Raw genomic sequence first — 20,739 nt, 5'->3', positions numbered from 1 at the left:
CCGCTGCATTTGCAGAGAAATCTTATATTTTTGACTATTTCGCACACAGATGGATGATTACTTTCATTTTGTGATAGTTGACCATTGAAACTTTTATTTGGCCGTCTGCGGCATGTTTATTGTTAGTTAAAGCGCTGGATGCCACTATAGCGCCTTCTGGGATCATCGTTTTCTGTTATGGATAACACTATGAAAGTCACTCCGCGCCGCTTGGCGTTTATCCTGATCGGTGCTCTGCTGGTCATTATTGCCCTGGTGGTATTCTCTTTACAAAGCCCCCCGCAAGCCGCTTCGGTGACCGCGCCGGTTCGTCTGGGCGATATTGAAAATGCCGTACTGGCCACCGGCAAACTTGATGCGATAGAACGGGTCAACGTCGGGGCACAGGTCTCCGGCCAGGTCAAATCCCTGAAGGTCAAACTTGGCGACAAGGTCACCAAAGGCCAACCTATTGCCGACATCGACGATCTGCCACAGCGCAACGATCTGCGCAACGCCGAAGCGGCGCTGAACGTCGCCAAGGCAGATTTGCAGGCCAAACAGGCACTGTTGAAACAGGCCGAGTCCCGCTTTAAACGCCAAAAGCGCATGTTGAGTGATGAAGCCGGCTCCCGCGAAGATTTTGAGACCGCAGAGGCCACGCTCGCCGCCACCCGCGCCGAACTGATCGCGTTGAATGCTCGCATCGTGCAGGCACAGATTGAAGTAGACAAGAAAAAGGTCGACCTGAGTTACACCCGTATTCTGGCGCCGATGGATGGCATCGTTATCGCGGTGATTACTCAGCAAGGCCAAACGGTGAATGCCAACCAGAGCGCGCCCACCATCGTCAAACTGGCGCAGTTGGACGTAATGACCATCAAGGCGCAGATTTCCGAGGCCGACATTACCCGCGTTTCTCAGGGGCAAAAGGCCTACTTCACCATTTTCTCCGAACCCGATAAACGTTACGACGCCACGCTGCGCACCGTTGAACTGGCGCCAGAATCGGTGATGAAAGACGATTCAGTCTCCGGTAGCAGTTCGTCCTCCGGCTCCGGTAGCTCCAATGCTTCGGTGTATTACAACGCCTTGCTGGACGTCCCAAACCCGGATAACCGGCTGCGGATTGCCATGACGGCGCAAGTTTCATTGCTGCTCGGCGAGGCGAAAAACGCACTGTTGGTGCCGATCCAGGCGGTACATAAAACCGCAGATAATAAGCAACAGGTACAAGTGCTGACCGGGGACAACCAGTTGGAAATGCGCGAGGTGAAAACCGGCATTACCAATAACGTCGATATTCAAATCCTGTCCGGATTGAAGGCAGGTGAAAACGTGGTGCTGGTACAGGAAAATACCAAACCTGGCGAGGAAGGTCTCTCACTGTGAACGCTATCATTGAGCTGAAAGGCATCGGCCGCACCTACACCAACAGCAGCCAGCCGCTGACCGTCCTGAAAGACATTAACCTCAGCATCGCTGCCGGGGAGTTGGTCGCTATCATTGGTGCTTCTGGCTCCGGCAAATCCACACTGATGAACATCATTGGCTGTCTGGACGTGCCGGACCAGGGCGACTATTACATCAACGGCCAAAACGCGGCTCATCTATCGCCGGACCAACTGGCCAGGCTTCGCCGCGAACACATTGGTTTTATCTTCCAGCGTTATCATTTAATGCCGGATATCAGCGCGCTGGGCAACGTCGAGATCCCTGCGATTTACGCCAACAGCAAGCGAGACCAACGCCGACTGCGTGCGGCGCAACTATTGGCGCGACTGGGGCTGGAAGGTCGTGAACACCATAAACCCGGTCAACTCTCCGGCGGCCAGCAACAGCGCGTCAGTATCGCTCGTTCGTTAATCAACGGGGCTGAAATTATCCTTGCGGATGAGCCCACCGGCGCCCTGGACACCCGATCGGGTCAGGAAGTGCTGGAGATCCTCAGCGAACTTAATCAGCGTGGCCATACGGTAGTGATCGTCACTCACGATATGAAGGTGGCGCAGCACGCACAGCGCATTATCGAACTGCAGGACGGCGAGATAGTCGCCGACAGTGGTCGTAAATCGGCACTTCCTCTGCCGGTAATGAAAAAGGCCCCACCGGTTGCTCAAGGCTACTGGCAGAGTCTGCTCGATCGCACCCGCGAATCGTTACAGATGGCGCTGAAGGCCATGAATGCCCATCGCTTGCGTACCGCACTGACCATGACCGGCATCATTTTCGGCATTGCTGCGGTGGTGACGGTGGTCGCGCTGGGTGAAGGTGCCAAGCAGCGCACGCTGGAGAGTATAAAAAGCCTGGGCACCAATGTGGTCAGCATCTACCCCGGCCGTGATTTCTTTGATGATGCCATCGACAGCATCCGCACTTTGGTACCGGCGGATGCCGACGCGCTGGCCCGCCAAAGCTTTGTCGATAGCGTCAGCCCTGAGGTCACTGCCTCAGACAGTATCCATTTTCGCAGTAAATCAGCCAACGCGTCGATCACTGGTGTTGGACGCGATTATTTACGCGTTAACGGGCTCACTCTGCTGCAGGGTCGCAATTTCCAGGACGACCGCAACGCTTTACAGGAAGTGATCATTGACGAAAACGCACGCCAGTCGTTGTTCGGTGATTTCGGCGTTGAGCCGCTAGGCCAGATCGTGTTTCTTGGCGCAGTACCGGCCCGGGTGATTGGCGTGGTTAAAAGTAATCAGGACTCTGCCCCCAACCGCATCAGAGTGTGGATGCCCTATACCACCGTCATGTACCGCATGGTGGGCCAAACCAAGTTGAGCAGCATTAGCGTAAGGTTGAAAGATGACGTTGCCAACGAAGCCGCAGTCACCGCCATTGAGCAGCTGCTGACCCAGCGTCACGGCGTTAAAGACTTTATGTTGTTCAACCTCGATAAATTCCGTAAGTCGATCGAACGAACTTCGATGACTCTCAGCCTGCTGATCCTGATGGTGGCCTCAATTTCCCTGATCATCGGCAGCCTCGGCGTGATGAACATCATGCTGGTCTCAGTGACCGAACGGACGCATGAAATCGGTGTGCGTATGGCCGTCGGCGCTCGTCGCAGCGACATTATGCAGCAATTTATGATCGAGGCGGTGCTGGTCTGCCTGATCGGTGGCGTACTGGGCATTTTACTGTCTTTCGCCGCCGGCTCGCTGTTCACTCTGCTGGCGGGCGGCATGCTCACCGCCATCTATTCCTGGCAGGCCGCCGCCGTGGCCTTTTGCTGCTCTACTCTGATCGGCATGATCTTCGGTTATCTCCCGGCCCGCAAAGCGGCGCGGATGGATCCGGTCATTTCACTGGCCAGCGAGTAACTTATGAAAATTTTATCTCCCCTGACGTTATGCCTGGCAGCCCTGCTTAGCACCGGCTGCGGCAATGCGTTGAAAAGCGAATATCAATCTCCGAAGGTGGACTATCCGACCCAATGGCAACCCAGTGCCGATGCCGCTACGTCAGTCCCTTTTGCCTGGCATGATTTCCACGATCCCCAGCTAGAACGCTGGCTACAACAGGTGATGCTGGCTAATAACGATCTGGCCGCTGCCGCGTTGCGTGTCTATCGTGCCCAGTTGATGGCCCAACGGGTCGACATCGGCACCGCTCCCAGCGTAAACGCGACGCTCAATACCGGCGCCAGCACCGCCCTGTCCAATTCGTCCCCGTGGAATAAAAACAGCAGCGCCAGCCTCGGCGTCAGCTATGAAGTCGATCTGTGGGGCAAACTGGCAAGACAGCGTGATGCCGCAGAATGGGCCAGTCAGGCAACTCAACAAGATTTGCAAAGTGCGCGTTTGGCATTGCTCGCCAACGCCAGCAAAAATTACTGGCGTCTCGGTTTTATCAATCAAAGGATCGGCGTCAGTCAGCAAAATATCGCTTACTCCAGGCAGACCTTAGAGTTGGTCAATGCCCGCTACCGTGCCGGCAGCATCTCTTCACTGGACGTGGTGGATGCCGAGCAGAATCTGATCAATCAGGAGAGCAGCCATCTGGCGCTGTTACGTGAGCGTCAGCAAGCCTTGAACGAACAAACCGTGTTATTGGGTTCACCACCGGGCAAGGCTTTGGTTGAACCCGCCCGTTTACCCACCGGCCCGCTGCCGCAAATCAATGCCGGTATCCCGGTCAACGTGCTGCGCCATCGGCCGGATATCAGCGCCAAAGAGTTGCGGCTGCGTGAAGCATTGGCCAACGTCGATGTAAAGCGTACCCAGTACTATCCGGCATTTAGCCTGACCGGTTCATTGGGTGCCAGCAGTACCGCCTTGCTGGAATTTTTGCGTAATCCGTTGGCCTCGGTGGGGGCTGGGTTGTCATTGCCGTTCCTTGAATGGCGGCAGATGGATGTGGATATCAAAATTGCCCGCAGTGACTACGAGTTGCAGGTGCTGGAATTCAAACAGGCGCTGTATAAGGCCATGGCCGATGTGGCCGATGCCCTGTCGTTGCGTAGCCAATTGATAGCTCAGGAAAAACACTTACGGGCTTCGTTAGCCTTGGCGCAAAAATCTGAACGTTTGAATGAGAGCCGCTACCGGCAAGGTGCCGTCCCCATCAGCTTCTGGCTGGATGCGCAAAATCGCCGCAGGCTGGCAGAACTGGCGCTGGATGAAAACCGTTTCGGCCAATATCAGAACCTGGCACAGCTCTATCTGGAATTTGGCGGCTCAGCTCAATAACTCTCTCCGGCCTGACGTCTGCGTCAGGCTTTTTTCAGCCGCAGAACGCATTAATTTTGCCGGTTTTTACCACAATTCTTCCTATACTTAACCCATCCCTCACCAGACAAAAAAACATCAATATGCACAATAGTTAATCTATTTATGCGCTAAATCGGTGCAAATCCATTAGATAAACTGCTAAATTTGATCGCCGCAAGATATAACGTTAAGCTATAGATGCAAAATAATTAGTCACCTAAATGACATATTCCCGGTGAAAATTGAAACATTACGTGATTCGCATCACACAAAAAATGGCAATGGCCGATCTCTGCGCATAGCGCTTAGATTAACCAAACTGATAACTGGGCAGAAGGATCGCGAATCTACGTACGACTAAAATTGATTAAGGGATGATTATATGAAGTTAAGAAAAAAACGTCATAAACCGATGCATATTAATGACATCACCATTATCGACGACAGCAAGTTGAAAAAGGCAATAACCGCGGCGGCATTAGGCAACGCGATGGAGTGGTTCGACTTTGGTGTTTATGGCTTTGTGGCCTACGCCCTCGGACAAGTATTTTTCCCTGGCGCCACGCCCGGCGTACAGATGATTGCCGCACTGGCAACCTTTTCCGTTCCCTTCCTGGTTCGTCCGTTAGGCGGCATCTTCTTTGGTGCGATGGGCGATAAATTCGGTCGTCAAAAAGTCCTCTCCATCACCATCATTATCATGGCGGTGAGCACCTTCTGTATCGGGCTGATCCCCTCTTACGCTTCGATCGGTATTTGGGCACCGGTGCTGCTGCTGTTGGCAAAATTGGCGCAGGGCTTCTCGGTCGGTGGCGAATACTCCGGCGCGGCAATCTTTGTCGCCGAATACTCACCGGACCGCAAGCGTGGCTTTATGGGCAGTTGGCTTGATTTCGGCTCGATTGCCGGCTTCGTGCTGGGTGCCGGCGTTGTAGTGCTGATTTCCAGCATTGTTGGGGAAGCCAACTTCCTCGACTGGGGCTGGCGTATTCCGTTCTTCATCGCCGCGCCGTTGGGCCTGATTGGTCTGTACCTGCGACATGCGCTGGAAGAAACTCCGGCATTCCAGCAGCACGTGGAAAAAATGGAAAAGGAAGACCGCAACGCTATCGAAAACCCGCCAAGAACTTCGTTCAAAGAGATTGCGACCAAGCACTGGAGAAGCCTGTTGGTGTGCGTCGGTATCGTGATTTCGACCAACGTGACCTATTACATGTTGCTGACCTACATGCCGAGTTACCTGTCGCATAACCTGCACTACTCGGAAGATCACGGCGTTCTGATTATTATCGCCGTCATGATCGGCATGCTGTTCGTACAGCCGGTGATCGGCATGACCAGTGACCGCATTGGCCGTAAGCCCTTTATTATTGGCGGCAGTATCGGCCTGCTGGCGCTGGCGATCCCGTGTTTTATTTTGATCAACAGTAATGTGATTGGTTTGATTTTCGTCGGGCTGTTAGTCCTGGCGGTGCTGTTAAACTGCTTTACCGGCGTGATGGCTTCGATTCTGCCGGCAATGTTCCCAACGCACATTCGCTACAGCGCATTGGCAATTTCGTTCAATATTTCGGTACTGGTGGCCGGCGCAACGCCAACGGTGGCCGCCTGGTTGGTCGAGTCGTCCGGGAACCTGTATATGCCGGCTTACTACCTGATGACAGTCGCGGTAATAGGTCTCGCCACCGGCCTGTACATGAAGGAAACCGCCAATAAACCGCTGCGCGGTGCTACCCCAGCCGCTTCGGACCGCTCGGAAGCCAAAGAGCTGCTGCAGGAGAACTACGACAACATCGAACAGAAAGTCGAAGATATCAACGAGCAGATCGCCGAGCTGGAGAAGAAAAAACAGACGTTGGTCGACCAGCATCCAAAACTGGACTAAAACCATGCTCTAGTAAAAAGCCACCTCTTGAAGAGGTGGCTTTTTTATTGCGGAAAATGTGCTCCTGGTACCCCATCCCTGGCGGTTGGTTTAGTTAACCTGGCACCAGTTATGCTGTTTCACAATACCGCCATCCGGCGAGGTATAACCAATACAGCCGAGAATACTGTCGAACAGTTTCTCGTGGAATACCGGGGTTTTTGCCTTCTGCAGCGCTTTTAACTGATTAAAGGCCGCCTGATGGTCGGGCTGGCTAAGAAACTTGTCAGATGCCCAGACCATAATAGGAATGGTGCGCTGCGCCTGCGGTGCATGGTCACGCGGGGTACCGTGGAAATGCATATTTTCCGAGATCGACTCGCCGTGATCCGAGGCGTAAAACACGATGGCATTACGATCGCGCAACTGATTGAAAACCTGCTCGAGGACATAATCGGTATACAGCAGACTGTTGTCGTAAGAGTTAATCATTGATTGCGTAGAACAAGTATCATCAATACCCTGACATTCCGGCTGGTAACGGGCGAAAGCGCGGGGATAGCGCTCGGTGTACATATAGTGCGAGCCTTTGGTATGCAGGATCACCAAATGCTTGCCCTGCGGGTGGCGGTCTAACGAATCTTTTAGCTCATCAATCAACGCAATATCATCCACGGGTTTGCCGGCATTGCGTTTTTCCGCCTGGATGCTTTCTCTCAGCGCGTAATCATCCGCCTGGGTTTTGTTGTAAAACCAGGCTTCGCTCTGCATTGAAAACAGCTCCGAGGAAAACCCCTGCTTTTTCAGCACGGAAAATACGTTCATTTCCTTCAGGGTCCGCTGTGGTTCTTCAGACGCACCACCTTCTCTCACAAACATGCAACGTAGCGAGAGCTTGGTCGAGGTGTCGCAGGAATAGCCCTGCAGCACCGCAAGGTTGGTTTCCTTATCCAGGTTAGGCGTGTTGTCGCGCTGGTAGCCGTAAATACCCATATGATCGCGTCTGGCACTCTCACCAATCACAAACACCACATACAGATCATTCACGTCTTTTGGCGGTTGATAAGTAAAGTGCGCCGCCGGATCAAACAGATTACGGCTGTCTTCTGCCTGACTGTATGAGCTGTAAGTCAACAACCCCAAGGCCGAGAGCCAATTGGACGGTGAATAACTGCCGGCCACCACCCCGCCATAGCTGGCCATCATTTGATTATTTTCCCGATCGTGACGATCCTGTACCTGCCCCATTAGCTTCAGGGGTAGCCAGCACAGCAGCCCGGCGGCCAGCATCACGCCACCTTTTTTGTACCATGCCAGATGGTTAGCGCGCTTATAACTGGCTTCGTGCATCGGCGCCAGCCAAATCAGCAGTAACGGCAACAGACTCACCAGCACCACCCACACGCCAAAATGCCAACCCACCGACTCCTTGGAAAGATCGACGTCAGTGGTCATCACCGCCGCCAGAATGCCGTAGCCAATATCAACGTGGAATAACACCATGTAGTAGCTGGCGGCAACCGAACTCAGCACCAATAACGATGCCAAAACACGGAACAACCTGCGCCCCAAAAAAGAGATCAGTAGCGTGATAAAACACACCAGGCAGAAGGCTGCGAGCACCTCAATGCCGATCGACAAGGAGTTGTCATAATGAAGTTGCTGATAACGGCGGTAAAATATGGGGATATTGAGCAACACACCGAGATAAAAAGCGATAAAGAAAGAGACCTGCAACTGGGTCCAGCGTCGGAACTTCTGCATTATTGATACCATTCTTGCCAAAGTGAATTCATAACCGTTTGCCAGATACAGGTTATTGTTGAGAGTTTTCTCTCTCCTGCTGCTGGATGGTTATCTGACAGGCAATTTAGGCGGGTGTTGCTACGAAGAAGAAATTTAACTTTGTTATAATGTAACAATTCATGTGCGAGACCTTTTTCACTCCCTTTCTGCGGCGGCAATAACTCAACACCGCCGCAGAAAGTGCACATTTATGGCGTCTGCGGTTGCTCATCAGTCGCGGCATTTTGTACTGGCATCGCCGCCTGATTTTCTTCGCGGTATTTTTGCTTATCCCAGGCGCGGAAGAACGGATAGTAAATCGCCATTGAAATCAGCAAATTGACCACCTGGATCACCGTTCCTGAAATATGGCCGCCGGTTGCCAGATAGCCACTAATGAAAATCGGCGTGGTGAACGGCAAGGCAATGCCAACCGGAGGCGTCACCAACCCGGTAGCCATCGCGCTGTAGGTCACGATCACCAGCACCACCGGAGTCAGAATAAACGGCAGGAAAAAGTACGGATTCATCACCAACGGGATGCCGAACACCATGGGTTCGCTAATGTTAAACAGACAACCCGGCGCGGCGATTTTACCCAACTGTTTCATCTGGGCGCTACGGCTGCGCAACAGCATAAAGATCACCAGCCCCAGCAGGGCGCCCGTCCCGCCCGGGGCAATCCAAAGGTCGTAGAATTGCTGGGTGATAATGTGCGGGATCGGCTGATTACTCTGAAACGCCACCAGGTTTTCTGACATATTCGCCAGCCACACCGGTTGAATAAACACCAGTACGATGGCGTCGCCATGCAGCCCCAGCGTCCACAGCAAGCCGATCAGGATCACCGAGAAAATCATCCCCGGAAGTGTCCCACCCACGTGATGCATCGGGATACCGATAAGCGTAGCGATCATGGTGTTGATATCGCCAAACGGCGTAGCCTCAACAATCAAACGCAGCAGCAAAATCACTGCCAGCACGCAGAACCCCGGGATCAGGGCCAGGAAGGATTTGGCTACCGCTGGCGGCACCCCTTCCGGCATGTTGATCACCAGATTGCGGTTATGCACGAAACGGTAGATCTCCGTCGATAACAGCGCCACTACAATCGCCACAAACAACCCCTGACTGCCGATAAAATTCATCGGCAGCACGCCTTTAACAATTTGCTCTGCGGCCCCTTTCACCGGTGTAAACAGCGTATGCTGGGGAATGGTCATGATAAACGCCACCAGCGAAACCGCACCGGTACTGAGCGGATCCATTCCACGGTATTTCTCCGCCAGCCGGTAGGCAATGCCAAAGCTGGAGATTATCGCCATGATGTCGTAGGTCGCCTTGACCGGGTACAACAATTTATCCCGCCACGCCGCACCAAACACCTCGCCCATCAGATTGGCGTAGCTGGGGATCGGTAAGTAAGCGAAGATCAGGAAAAATGACCCGATTAACATAAACGGCATGTTGAGAATTATGCCGTCCCGCACCGACAGAATATGTTTTTGCCCGGCAATTTTTAACGCCGTCGGCAACACGTAACGTTCCAGAATGCTATTTAAACCCGCCATCATCCCCCCTGCCCGGCAAAGCCGGCCGTCGTGATTGTTATTATGGAATATCGACTTAATTAAACTGCGGCAGATAGGCCTGGTTCAGGCTCAGTACCTCATCGAGCAAGGGCTGCGCAATACCGACACCGCCAATCAGCGGGTTCACCACCAGCGCCAACAGCGCACTCTGACGATCGCCATGCACCGCCGCCTCTATGGTCAGGCGTTCAAAATCTTTAACCTGTTGAGTCAGCCCGTTCATGGCCAGTGGCAGCGGGCCGAAACTCAGCGGATGCGCCCCCTGGGCATCGATCACACAGTTGGTTTCAATCACCGCATCATCGGGCAAGCCCTGAATGGCACCGTTATTGCGAGTATTCACCACCAGCACCTTGCCGCTGTTATTATGAATGGCGCGGATCAATTCGACCGCCACCTCAGAATAGAAGGCACCACCGCGGAAACTCAGTTGCTCCGGTTTTTTATCCAGCGTCGGATCGGCATATAAGGCAAATAACTCCGCTTCTACCTTCATCACCTGCTCGGCACGGGTTCCCTGCGCGGCAGCCGCTTCCAGCTCTTCTTCCAGCATGCCGGCGGTCTGATAAAAATAGCGGTGATACGGACAAGGGATTGCCCCCAGCGCTTGCAGAAATGCCGGAGGCCACGGCAGGTCTTTGATGTTGTTCATCGACAACGTTTCGCCATTGCTTAACATTTCCAGCACTTTGGCGGTCACATCCTTACCGCTTTGTGTCACCTGATGCACCCACACCATATGGTTCAGCCCGGCAAACCGCAGGTCTACCTGATCGTGTGGCGCTTTCAGCATATCGGCGATCATGTGATGCATGGTGATCGGCACGTTGCACAACCCAATAATCTTCGCCTTGCTGTAACGCGAAACCGCTTCGGTAACGATCCCCGCCGGGTTAGTAAAGTTGATAATCCAGGCATCCGGCGCCACCGCCTCCACCACGCGTGCCACCTCCAGCATCACCGGAATGGTGCGTAACGCCTTGGCAAAACCGCCGACACCGGTGGTTTCCTGACCCAGACGCTGGTATTTCAGCCCCAGACGCTCATCGGCCGCGCGGGCGGCCAGTTGCCCCACTCGCAGCTGAGTCAGCACAAAGCTGGCACCGCGAATGGCCGGCTCCAGAGTGAAATGCACCGAAACCACTACCTGCTCCAGCCCATTGCGCTTGAGCATTCTTTTGGTCAATTCGGCAATGATGCCCACTTTCTCACGGCCGGACTCCACATCGACCAGTGCCAGCTCGGTTAATGGAACATCCTGATAATGCGCAATCAATCCTTCGACCAACTCCGGCGTGTAGCTGCTGCCCCCGCCGATTACGGTGATTTTAGTCATTGCCTGCCCCCTGGGGTAAACGACGATAAAGTTCGATCATGTCAGTAGCCAGATCCTGGATCAGCATCGCATTCATCAAATGATCCTGCGCGTGCACCAGAATTAAACTGACCGGTACCTTTCCACAGCCTTCATCCATACCAATCAGCTCCGTCTGCATACCATGTGCCCGGCCAATACCGGCCTTCGCCTCTTCCAGCCTGGCGCTGGCGGCTTCAAATTCACCGCGACGCGCCAACTGCAATGCAGAAAGCAGCGAGCTGCGCGCGCTACCGGCATGAACCAGCAATTCCATCACGCTAGTTTCCAAATCCATCATCACCTCCCCCGGCCTGGTTCCAGACACGGCGATCCCACCGCGGGTTAATGAAATAACCCGTGGTAATTCAATAAATAAAGGAATATGGGGAACTGCGTCCCCAGAGTGTTATCAGGCCAGCAGGCTAAGCGCCTTGTCCAGCACCTTATCGCCGCGCATGGTGCCGTAATCCATCATGTCGATAACCGCTACGGCTTTTCCCAATGGTGCGGCCAGTTCGGCCAGCCGCGCATGTTCATATTTCACCTGCGGCCCCAACAGGACAATGTCTGCCCGCCCCAGGATGCGTTCAAAATCTGCCACCGGAACGGCTTCGATCTCGATATCCAGCGCCCGTTTTTGCGCTTCGTTTTTCATTTTTTGTACCAACATGCTGGTCGACATTCCTGCGGCGCAGCATAAGACGATTGTTTGCATTTTTCAGTGTCCCGGTTGTTAGCCACCACGGCTGTTCAAATATAAAACAGCTCTGTAACACGCTTGTAAATACCCTTAAACCATACGATTTGATTATGCTTTTTACTTAGTCATTCAAAAACAATCAGTTAACATAAAATTTTCATGAAAATTTTTTTCAACACTGTGATCGGCGATCTAATTCCTGGTCTGCCAATAACAGGAATATTTTAAAATCCTTTAAAAACAAAAGGATAAAAACACAACGAATAAACACCGTGGTGAGTGTCGTGTTTTACAACAGAGCGCATTGAAAATTATTTTCATTGGTTTATTCTGCCGGTCAGGGCTTTATAGCGTGCGAAAAACAGGCTAGTTTGAAGCACCGGGCATCGGTTGGCATAACAGAAGGGACACTGCAGTTATGGATCTCGTTTACCACATTCAATTCCGTCAGGATCCGTTCAACCGGCAGGAGGCAAAAATTGCCCGAACCATCCTGGACAATCCCGGATTCACTTCAACCGCGACTATTGAACAGTTGGCTGAACGGGCCGGCGTCAGTACCGAGATCGTCGCGCATTTTGCCCAGTCTCTTGGTTGTCAGGATCTTAACGACTTTATCTCGTTGATGCGCACTCAGCCTGTGCCGGTAAACCCGCCGGCAGCCGTGGCGCAACCGGTTCTGGGCGGCATGGATATCGCCTTCGCTTCCGCCGCCGGTATCGGCAAACTGCCCGGTGTCAGCCCCACGACTTTGAGTCGCTTCGCCAAATCCATCGGTTGTGAAGATATCGGCGATATCGTCTATCAAATCCGCGCGCGGCAAAACCAACTCAGTCAGCAGGAAGCCAAGGTTGCACAGACCATTTTGGACGATATAGCCTTTGCCTCTTCCGCTACCATAGAGCTGCTGGCCAGTCAGGCAGGGGTCAGCCCGGCGACCATCACCCGTTTCGCCAAAACCATAGGTTGTGATGATATTCGCGATCTGCGCATGAAGCTGGCACAGGCCAGCGTCAGTGGATCACGCTATTTGACTGCCCAAACGACGCCCAATGGGCCACCTCGTTTGTGGCTGCAACGCGTCAACGACGTGGAAACCACACTGCATCAACAGCTGCAACAGGTAGAACATTCGGCATTAATCGACGCCAGCCAACAGGTAAGCCAGTGCAAAAGCGTGCATATTTTTGGCGTAAACAGCATGGGGTTGTACGTCAACGAGCTGCAACAACGCCTGGTGGGTTTGGGCTATCCCGCTTTTGCCTGCCAGGATGCGGCACTGATGCGCATGACGGCCTCCACCCTAAGTACGCAACAGTGTGTGATACTGCTCTCGCTGAGTGGGGAAAATACCGACTTGCTCAATGCCGCCAGGCTGGCCGGCGCCACTGGCGCTTATCGCATCGCGTTGGCCCCAGCAGACAGCACTCTGGCATCACTGGCCGATAAGGTCTTGCCCCTGAGTGGTGGGAGTGCCGCACGCTATGGGCTGATGCTGACGCTGGATCTATTGCTGGCGCAGTTGCTGCCAGAAAGCCTCGGTGCGCAAGCGGAAGATTAAATCAACAAAACAACCCTTAACTAGGGCGAACACCTGAGGTTTTTCCTAATTAGCCATCCAGATTGCCACTCCCTATTGATAGGAATATTCTTACTACGTTATCGTTAACATCCCACTTAGGTAGTGACCTAAGTGAAATTTGCACGACTTTAATTTTTATATGGCTTCTCTGCCAGCTTCGGCTGGCACTTTAAATTTCATCAGCGGTAAAATTCCATGATCGATTACTCCCTTTACGGTCTCAACGATAAAGATATCGAGACGTACCGTGAACAAATTTACAGCCTGCTCGGCAAGGGCGTTATTCAGGTGCTCTCCGCCAACAAGCCCATCAGCAAACAAAGCATTCTCGCTTACCTGATCAAAGAGATCGAAACACAACCCGATGACCATTGCCAAAAGTTGCACAGGGCCGCAATCGAAGTCATTGGTGTCACTGGCCGCTAAGGAACTGCATGCGAAAATCGGATCTATGCGCCATCATCTCTATCATCGCCGTGGTGGCCCTGATGTGGGTGGCGAACTGTAGCGCTGAACCAGGTATTCACTAGTGTGGTAAGGACTTTGAGGAGGAATAGATAAGTACAGCCCCGGCTCAACAGCCGGGTATCCGCGCCAAGCCAGGATGGTTACTGTCGCTGAGCGGAATATTATGAAGTGATATGACAAAGCAAATTTCAGGCACAAAAAAACCGCCTTCCGGCGGTCACGACATTACTACTTATTGCTTGTTATTCTTGAATTTATTTTCCTGGTACCCGGGGCGGGACTTGAACCCGCACAGCCATAAGCCGAGGGATTTTAAATCCCTTGTGTCTACCGATTTCACCACCCGGGCTCGGGAAAATTGGAGGCGCGTTCCGGAGTCGAACCGGACTAGACGGATTTGCAATCCGCTACATAACCGCTTTGTTAACGCGCCTAAATTCTGTTTGCCTTTTTCAGGCTAAAGCTCGTAAAACACCAGCTTTATCAAATTTGGAGCGGGAAACGAGACTCGAACTCGCGACCCCGACCTTGGCAAGGTCGTGCTCTACCAACTGAGCTATTCCCGCATTAATCAGAACTTACTGATTTTTTTGCTATCTTTCGGCAAATCACTGCTGCCGTCTGATGCGATGCATTCTACTTACCTGACGTAATGAGTCAATAAAATTGTTAGCTCATTACGTTTGTTTGACGATTTTTGCAGCGCTTTGATCAGGGTTCCAGCAAATCTTTGCGGGCAGCGTTCAAATATTGGAACATTGACCAGAAAGTCAGCACCGCAGCGATGTACAACAAACCAAAGGACACATACTCAACGGTACGGTCCGGGCGCCACAGCAGGCCGACCAGCGACATCATCTGCGCCATGGTTTTTACCTTGCCAATCCAGGACACCGCGACACTGCTGCGCTTACCAATCTCCGCCATCCACTCACGCAGTGACGAGATGATAATTTCACGAGCAATCATGGTCGCCGCCGGTAGAGTGATCCACCAAACGTGGTAGTGTTCAGCCACCAGCACCAGTGCCACCGCGACCATCACCTTGTCCGCAACCGGGTCGAGGAAGGCCCCGAAACGGGTAGTTTGCTTCCAGCGACGGGCGAGGAAACCATCAAACCAGTCGGTTATGGCAGCAAACACAAAGATGACGGCGCAAACCATCGGAGCCCAGGTGAACGGCAGATAAAATGCCAGAACAAAGAATGGGATCAGAACTACGCGAAACAGAGTAAGCCAAGTCGGTATATTCAATTGCATAATGCTAGGGTAACTATCTGGCTGGAGTGGGAATTAAGAGTATGTTGCTACATTGCCCTCAGTGTTTCAATGCATTGTAGATCTTTTCTGCCAATGCTTGTGAAATACCCGGCACTTTTGCAATTTCCTCAACGCTGGCGTTCAATAATGGTTGAAGTCCACCCATATACTTCAACAGCACCTGTCGCCGTTTTGGCCCAACGCCGTCGATCAGTTCCAACGCGCTGGTATTTCTTACTTTTGCCCTTCTCTGCCGATGCCCGGTGATCGCGTGGTTATGCGAATCATCGCGGATGTGCTGGATCACATGCAGCGCCGGTGAATCCGATGGTAAAGCAATCCCCTCACCTTCAGGAACAAAGAACAGTGTTTCCAACCCGGCTTTACGGTCAGCGCCTTTGGCGATACCGATCAGCAAGGGCTTGTTTTTATCCCAGCTCACATTCAGCGAGTTAAACACGTCAATCGCCATACCAAGCTGCCCCTTACCGCCATCAATAAAGATAACGTCGGGGATTTTCTTCTCTTCCAGAGCCTTACCATAGCGGCGTTTCAACACTTGCGCCATCGCCGCATAGTCATCCCCTGGCGTAATGCCGGTGATATTATAGCGCCGATACTCGGAACGCAGCGGCCCATTAGCGTCAAACACCACGCAGGAAGCGACGGTTTGCTCGCCCATGGTATGGCTGATGTCGAAGCATTCCATGCGGTTAATCTCGGAAAGATTCAGCACCTTGGTTAATTCGGCCAGTCGCTGATGAATGGTCGACTGCTGGGAAAGCTTGGTGGTCAGAGCGGTCGCCGCATTGGTACGCGCCAGTTTAAGGTAGCGTGCACGGTCGCCTCGCGGTTTACTCTGGATCTGGATTTTGCGACCGGCCAGCTCAGACAGGGACTCGGCCAGCAGCTCTTTTTCCGGCAGAGTGAAATCCAACAGGATTTCCGCCGGCAAGGTTCGCATCTGGCTACCCTGTAAATAGAACTGACCGACAAACGTCTGCACCACTTCGCTCATTTCGGTGCCGCCTGGCACTTTGGGGAAGTAGCTGCGGCTACCCAACACTTTGCCCTGGCGAATAAACAGGACGTGCAGACAGGCCATGCCGGCCTCGAATGCCACGCCGATCACATCCAGATCGTCGCTGTTACCGGACACGAACTGACGCTCCGTCACCCTGCGTACCGCCTGGATCTGATCGCGTATCCGCGCTGCCTCTTCGAAGTTCAATGCCTTGCTGGCGATTTCCATCCTTTCGATCAACTGATGCAGTACCTGTTGATCCTTACCAGACAGGAACAGGCGCACATAGTCCACCTGCTGACGATATTCGTCTTCACTCACCAGCCCGGCGACACAAGGCCCCAGGCAACGGCCGATCTGGTACTGCAAACAAGGGCGCGAGCGGTTGCGGTATACGCTGTTCTCGCACTGACGTATCGGGAACAATTTCTGCAGCAGCGCCAGTGTCTCACGCACGGCATAGGAATTTGGGAATGGACCGAAGTATTCCCCCTTGGCATGTTTGGCACCACGATGCACGGCCAGCCGCGGGTGACTGTCCGCACTGAGGAAGATCAGCGGATAAGATTTATCGTCTCGCAAAAGAACATTATATCGCGGCTGGTATAACTTTATGTAGTTATGTTCCAGTAATAGCGCTTCTGTTTCGGTGTGCGTAACAGTAACGTCTATTTGCGCGATATTTTTAACCAGCGTCTCAGTTTTACGGCTTCCCACCTGCTGGCGGAAGTAACTGGCGAGGCGTTTTTTCAGATCTTTGGCTTTACCGACGTAGATAACCGTGCCAGTAGCGTCGTACATTCGGTAGACGCCAGGCTGGCTGGTTACAGTGCTTAGAAATGCTTTGGCATCAAAACGGTCACTCACTGCTTAACAAAGTCTCCGCATTGAACAATCCGTGTCGGATAGCCAGGTGTGTCAATTCAACATCACCGCTGATATTCAGCTTGCTGAACATGCGGTAACGATAACTGTTCACCGTTTTGGGACTGAGACTCAGTTGTTCCGAGATCTCGTTAACCTTTTTGCCTTTGGTGATCATCAGCATAATCTGCAGCTCGCGCTCAGACAGGCAGCTAAACGGCGTTTCCGTCTGCGGCTCCAATTGGCTCAATGCCATCTGTTGGGCAATATCGGACGCGATATAGCGCTGCCCGGCCTGCACGGCGCGAATGGCATTCACCACATCCTGTGGCGCCGCGCCCTTGCTCAGATAACCTGCAGCACCCGCCTGCATCACCTTGGCCGGCAATGGATTTTCAGTATGGATAGTCAGCATGATGACTTTAACGTCGGGCGCATAACGTACAATTTTGCGCGTGGCTTCCAGCCCGCCAATACCCGGCATGTTCATATCCATAAGAACGATATCTACAGCATTGCCACGGCACCATTTCACGGCGTCTTCACCGCATTGGGCCTCCCCGACAACTTTTATACCTTTGATATCTTCAAGAATGCGTCGTATCCCTGCGCGCACCAGTTCGTGGTCATCAACAAGAAGAACGCTAATCAAGGAAAAATCTCCAAAAAGAAGGGAGTAACGCAATCAGCCTCTGTTATAGGCAGAGATATTACTTGTTTTTCAGCCAAGAATGAACACAGATTAATACTTACTCCCGATTAACTTTGCGCAATGGGCCAGATTTTTGAATTTTAGTCACCCAACGCAGCCCGATAAAACCGTTGTTTGTCGATAAAAACCGACGATGTGAATATTACAATGCAGACCTCTGCCCTCATGATAGTGCGTCTAACCTAAACCGCAGGTAAAATCAGTGTAAGCAATCGCAACACAAATAATATCGACACCAGCATGATCATCTTGTAATTCATTGAAACCAAACAAAATGGCAAGATTGTCTTTATCTCACATGGTGAAATTCATTGCAAAAGAAATTATTCAATCCATGCCAAGCCAACGTCAGGCAAGAGACTAATGTTGATCATTTAAATAACAGGAACAAGTTAACAATAACCTGCCAGACAAATACTTATTAACTCAAAAAAAATAACTTGGCGGTATTGTTCAGCAAGCCGATTAATTCATCAATAGTGAGTATGCACTATAATGTGAAGTTGCTTAAACCCTGGAACTGACCTCAGCTAATGGTACGGACACTGCGACAGCGCTATCAGTGAAGATGGATACCTGCATGCTATGCTATACTCCGCGCCCAGTTAAATACGCATCTGCAGATTCGAGTGAATGAAATCGGTGTGGGTGCGCATCAAAATGCACTTTGTTTCAGGCTTCGGCCTCAAAAATCAGGAGAGAAAATGAGCAACGTTGATTTCACTACGTCTGCAAACCCGGAAACGCTGGCAACAGAAGTTGCCTGCCTTAAAGCCACGCTGACGCTGATCCTGAAATCGATCGGTCAGGCCGATGCCGGGAAAGTCATTATCAACATGGAGCGCTTTATCGCGCAGATTGAAGACCCGAGCCAGGCCGAGATTTTTAAAAACAGCATCCAACAGATTAAGCACGCTTACCGTCAATAGTCTGCTGCCCTTATCGCCGGCCACCATTCCCTCCAGGAGAATGGTGGCCAGCGTCGCTGATAGCCCCCCGCCAGGCTTAAGGCTTACCGGCCTGCAATACAAACCCACGCTGCATATCGCCGGCAACGCGGAAATAGCGGCTCTCACCGGCGCGTAGCGTCATTGGCAGTCGCCCGCTGGTATCACGCCAGATGCACAGGCTGTTTTCGATCATATCCTGCCCAATACTGATTTCGTTATTGCCTACCGGCACCCGAAACTCGGCCTTCTCTTTGGATGCCAGCGAGGCGGCGAACTCGCCGTTGATATATACCCCAGTCCGGCAACTTCCCGCCAGCATCCCGCTGTCGCGGACCACCACTATGGTGGCAAATGGCGTTTGTGGCACATTCTGATAAAGCATCAACCGGCTGGGCGGCGCTGATTCAGCCTGCTGCAACGGAACGGCCTGAGTAGCACAACCAGACAACAGCACGGTGGTAACAAGTAACGCGGCGTAATGCTTCATCCTTAGCTCCTGAAATAAACCAACCCTCATACTAGCAAGAGAATAGCCGCTGGCTGTAGCGCCGGGACATCACCAATAGAAAAATAAGATAACTTCCAGTGGGCTGAGGAAAATCAGGTCAGGAAAATTCCTATCTCTGCCGACGCTATTGCTGCAGGGCAGGACAGCCCTCAGCAATAAGAATATTCTGTAGTTAGTATATTGAAAAGAATGAGATTTTTATGGTTTCCCTTAAATTTTTACCATGCGTTTTTGTATGTCATCGCGAAAGGCGTTACCCACATAGTTAAAACCATCTTGCGTCACATAGACCCGCGAGTAACCGTTTTCTGACAGCGTAGTCACCATATAACCGGCGTTAATCATCTCCGTAGAGGGTGCATTCATCAGGGTAAGAAAACCGCGGCCACGGCACCATTGATAGAAGCGAGTACGGCCATAACCAAATGTATCACCGACATCAGAAAGATTTCTCAGCCGATCACAATCCTCTGATAATGAAGGTAAATCGCCATTATTTTCAGGTGTTTCAGGTTTATTCGCCAAAATATAACTCCCTTTAATGTCTTCATCATCATGACTGTCATTCATCGATCCTGAATCTAAAAAATTTACACCTGAATTGCAATCGCATTCCCGGCAAATTCAATAATGGTTTTAATTGTGAGCATTTATAAAAAGCAATATAAAGATACCTGGTTTAATTCCACAGAGTATAAATATCCTTATATAGCCAATAATAAGAATAAATCCTTAGGTAAATATCTTAATAAATAAACAAAAAACAAACACAAAAAAACCTTAGCATGAATATTATAACCAATAAGTATTATTCTACTTATCAGCAACGCCTCTTCCTCACACATGACCGCCAGCCTCACCTCAACCTCATCTAAACAATAACTATTATCATTTCCAATTTTAACAGCAGTTTATTACACTCAGGCTCCACCTAAGAAGATTCTTAGCGTGTGCATATAGGACGAAAGGAAGAGTCAGGGATACCATGAAGAAGTATAGAGTTTTGATTTTATTACCATTAGTAACATTGACCGCCTGTACCCAATGGGAACGAGCCGGCGCCGGTAACGCCACCCGCGAGGCGGAGTATGCAGAATGCAAGGGACGGGGATACGAGCGTTTTCCACCCGATGTCGTCCGCGACTTTGAGTTCAGCTACGAGAACCAATACCACAGCTGCGAGAAAGACAAAAAAGACTGCCCGAAAGGCTACCGTTACGATAAACAACCGTCGTTTAAAACGGTGCAAAACGATCGCAATGAAGGGGCACGAACGGCGACTATCGAATCTTGTATGTATGGCAAAGGCTGGCATGAGAAAACCTATTACTGGCCACAGTAGTCTCAGCGGCAGCAAGATTGACACTTGGCTCAAC

General features: G+C 51.8%; 18 protein-coding genes and 3 tRNA genes. 8 read left to right on the top strand and 13 right to left on the bottom strand.

Features of this window, described 5'->3' with window-relative positions:
- Positions 1-189 precede the first annotated feature (189 nt).
- The 4 genes from ACNT1W_RS11400 (at position 190) to proP (ending at position 6,582) form a co-directional block, all read left to right on the top strand.
- The gene (locus ACNT1W_RS11400) at positions 190-1,371 is read left to right on the top strand and encodes an efflux RND transporter periplasmic adaptor subunit (RefSeq protein WP_419246788.1); all 1,182 of its coding nucleotides are present in this window, start codon (positions 190-192) and stop codon (positions 1,369-1,371) included.
- Positions 1,368-3,308: a MacB family efflux pump subunit gene (locus ACNT1W_RS11395; RefSeq protein ID WP_135344399.1), complete on the top strand. Its 1,941-nt coding sequence runs from the start codon at positions 1,368-1,370 to the stop codon at positions 3,306-3,308. The genes ACNT1W_RS11400 and ACNT1W_RS11395 overlap by 4 nt, the downstream gene beginning before the upstream one ends.
- A gap of 3 nt (positions 3,309-3,311) precedes the next feature.
- The gene (locus ACNT1W_RS11390; RefSeq protein WP_419246787.1) at positions 3,312-4,676 is read left to right on the top strand and encodes a TolC family protein; all 1,365 of its coding nucleotides are present in this window, start codon (positions 3,312-3,314) and stop codon (positions 4,674-4,676) included.
- Positions 4,677-5,079: 403 nt separating this feature from the next.
- The gene (gene proP, locus ACNT1W_RS11385) at positions 5,080-6,582 is read left to right on the top strand and encodes a glycine betaine/L-proline transporter ProP (RefSeq protein ID WP_012006285.1); all 1,503 of its coding nucleotides are present in this window, start codon (positions 5,080-5,082) and stop codon (positions 6,580-6,582) included.
- Between the two features lie 90 nt (positions 6,583-6,672).
- Here proP and eptB read toward each other — a convergent pair whose 3' ends face one another.
- The 5 genes from eptB to ACNT1W_RS11360 form a co-directional block, all read right to left on the bottom strand.
- A complete protein-coding gene (gene eptB / locus ACNT1W_RS11380) occupies positions 6,673-8,325 on the bottom strand; it encodes a kdo(2)-lipid A phosphoethanolamine 7''-transferase (RefSeq protein ID WP_112362279.1) in 1,653 nt (550 codons plus the stop codon).
- Between the two features lie 230 nt (positions 8,326-8,555).
- Positions 8,556-9,917: a PTS cellobiose transporter subunit IIC gene (celB, locus tag ACNT1W_RS11375; protein ID WP_218216157.1), complete on the bottom strand. Its 1,362-nt coding sequence runs from the start codon at positions 9,915-9,917 to the stop codon at positions 8,556-8,558.
- A gap of 55 nt (positions 9,918-9,972) precedes the next feature.
- Positions 9,973-11,274 carry a 6-phospho-beta-glucosidase gene (locus ACNT1W_RS11370; protein WP_012006282.1) on the bottom strand — a complete coding sequence of 434 codons (1,302 nt, stop codon included), beginning with the start codon at positions 11,272-11,274 and terminating at the stop codon, positions 9,973-9,975.
- On the bottom strand, positions 11,267-11,593 hold the full coding sequence (locus ACNT1W_RS11365) for a PTS lactose/cellobiose transporter subunit IIA (protein ID WP_012006281.1): 327 nt from the start codon (positions 11,591-11,593) through the stop codon (positions 11,267-11,269). Before ACNT1W_RS11365 ends, ACNT1W_RS11370 begins: the two co-directional genes overlap by 8 nt.
- 111 nt (positions 11,594-11,704) lie before the next feature.
- Positions 11,705-12,010 (bottom strand): PTS sugar transporter subunit IIB, encoded by a 306-nt coding sequence (locus tag ACNT1W_RS11360; RefSeq protein ID WP_012006280.1) that lies wholly within the window; start codon positions 12,008-12,010, stop codon positions 11,705-11,707.
- Between the two features lie 403 nt (positions 12,011-12,413).
- Here ACNT1W_RS11360 and ACNT1W_RS11355 point away from each other — a divergent pair, with 403 nt between their 5' ends.
- Together ACNT1W_RS11355 and ACNT1W_RS11350 are read left to right on the top strand one after the other, a co-directional pair.
- Entirely contained in the window at positions 12,414-13,556 is a 1,143-nt protein-coding gene (locus ACNT1W_RS11355) for a MurR/RpiR family transcriptional regulator (protein WP_261098742.1), read from the top strand.
- Between the two features lie 216 nt (positions 13,557-13,772).
- The gene (locus ACNT1W_RS11350; RefSeq protein WP_012006278.1) at positions 13,773-14,003 is read left to right on the top strand and encodes a biofilm development regulator YmgB/AriR family protein; all 231 of its coding nucleotides are present in this window, start codon (positions 13,773-13,775) and stop codon (positions 14,001-14,003) included.
- A gap of 305 nt (positions 14,004-14,308) precedes the next feature.
- Here ACNT1W_RS11350 and ACNT1W_RS11345 read toward each other — a convergent pair.
- The 6 genes from ACNT1W_RS11345 to uvrY all read right to left on the bottom strand — a co-directional run bounded on the left by ACNT1W_RS11345 (position 14,309) and on the right by uvrY (position 17,845).
- Positions 14,309-14,394: transfer RNA gene (locus ACNT1W_RS11345), tRNA-Leu, on the bottom strand.
- 10 nt (positions 14,395-14,404) lie between these two features.
- Positions 14,405-14,478: transfer RNA gene (locus ACNT1W_RS11340), tRNA-Cys, on the bottom strand.
- A gap of 57 nt (positions 14,479-14,535) precedes the next feature.
- Positions 14,536-14,611, bottom strand: a tRNA-Gly gene (locus ACNT1W_RS11335).
- Positions 14,612-14,756: 145 nt separating this feature from the next.
- On the bottom strand, positions 14,757-15,305 hold the full coding sequence (gene pgsA / locus ACNT1W_RS11330; RefSeq protein WP_017892379.1) for a CDP-diacylglycerol--glycerol-3-phosphate 3-phosphatidyltransferase: 549 nt from the start codon (positions 15,303-15,305) through the stop codon (positions 14,757-14,759).
- 58 nt (positions 15,306-15,363) lie between these two features.
- On the bottom strand, positions 15,364-17,196 hold the full coding sequence (gene uvrC / locus ACNT1W_RS11325) for an excinuclease ABC subunit UvrC (protein ID WP_368460481.1): 1,833 nt from the start codon (positions 17,194-17,196) through the stop codon (positions 15,364-15,366).
- Positions 17,189-17,845, bottom strand: a complete 657-nt coding sequence (uvrY, locus tag ACNT1W_RS11320; RefSeq protein ID WP_012006273.1) for a UvrY/SirA/GacA family response regulator transcription factor — start codon at positions 17,843-17,845, stop codon at positions 17,189-17,191. The genes uvrC and uvrY overlap by 8 nt, the downstream gene beginning before the upstream one ends.
- 764 nt (positions 17,846-18,609) lie before the next feature.
- Between uvrY and ACNT1W_RS11315 the strand changes: the two genes are divergently transcribed.
- On the top strand, positions 18,610-18,834 hold the full coding sequence (locus ACNT1W_RS11315; protein WP_012006272.1) for a DUF2594 family protein: 225 nt from the start codon (positions 18,610-18,612) through the stop codon (positions 18,832-18,834).
- A 76-nt stretch (positions 18,835-18,910) separates the two neighbouring features.
- Here ACNT1W_RS11315 and ACNT1W_RS11310 read toward each other — a convergent pair whose 3' ends face one another.
- Positions 18,911-19,342 carry a hypothetical protein gene (locus tag ACNT1W_RS11310; protein WP_017892376.1) on the bottom strand — a complete coding sequence of 144 codons (432 nt, stop codon included), beginning with the start codon at positions 19,340-19,342 and terminating at the stop codon, positions 18,911-18,913.
- A 231-nt stretch (positions 19,343-19,573) separates the two neighbouring features.
- The gene (locus ACNT1W_RS11305) at positions 19,574-19,933 is read right to left on the bottom strand and encodes a hypothetical protein (RefSeq protein WP_411227437.1); all 360 of its coding nucleotides are present in this window, start codon (positions 19,931-19,933) and stop codon (positions 19,574-19,576) included.
- A 415-nt stretch (positions 19,934-20,348) separates the two neighbouring features.
- On the opposite strand from ACNT1W_RS11305, the gene ACNT1W_RS11300 reads away from it, so the two are divergent.
- On the top strand, positions 20,349-20,705 hold the full coding sequence (locus tag ACNT1W_RS11300; RefSeq protein WP_012006269.1) for a hypothetical protein: 357 nt from the start codon (positions 20,349-20,351) through the stop codon (positions 20,703-20,705).
- Positions 20,706-20,739: the final 34 nt, after the last annotated feature.

This window comes from Serratia sp. NFX21 (assembly GCF_048517035.1).
GTDB classification, from domain to species: Bacteria; Pseudomonadota; Gammaproteobacteria; order Enterobacterales; family Enterobacteriaceae; genus Serratia; species Serratia quinivorans.
Note: the sequence above shows the minus strand (reverse complement) of the source record. Positions and strands in the feature narration are given on the sequence as shown.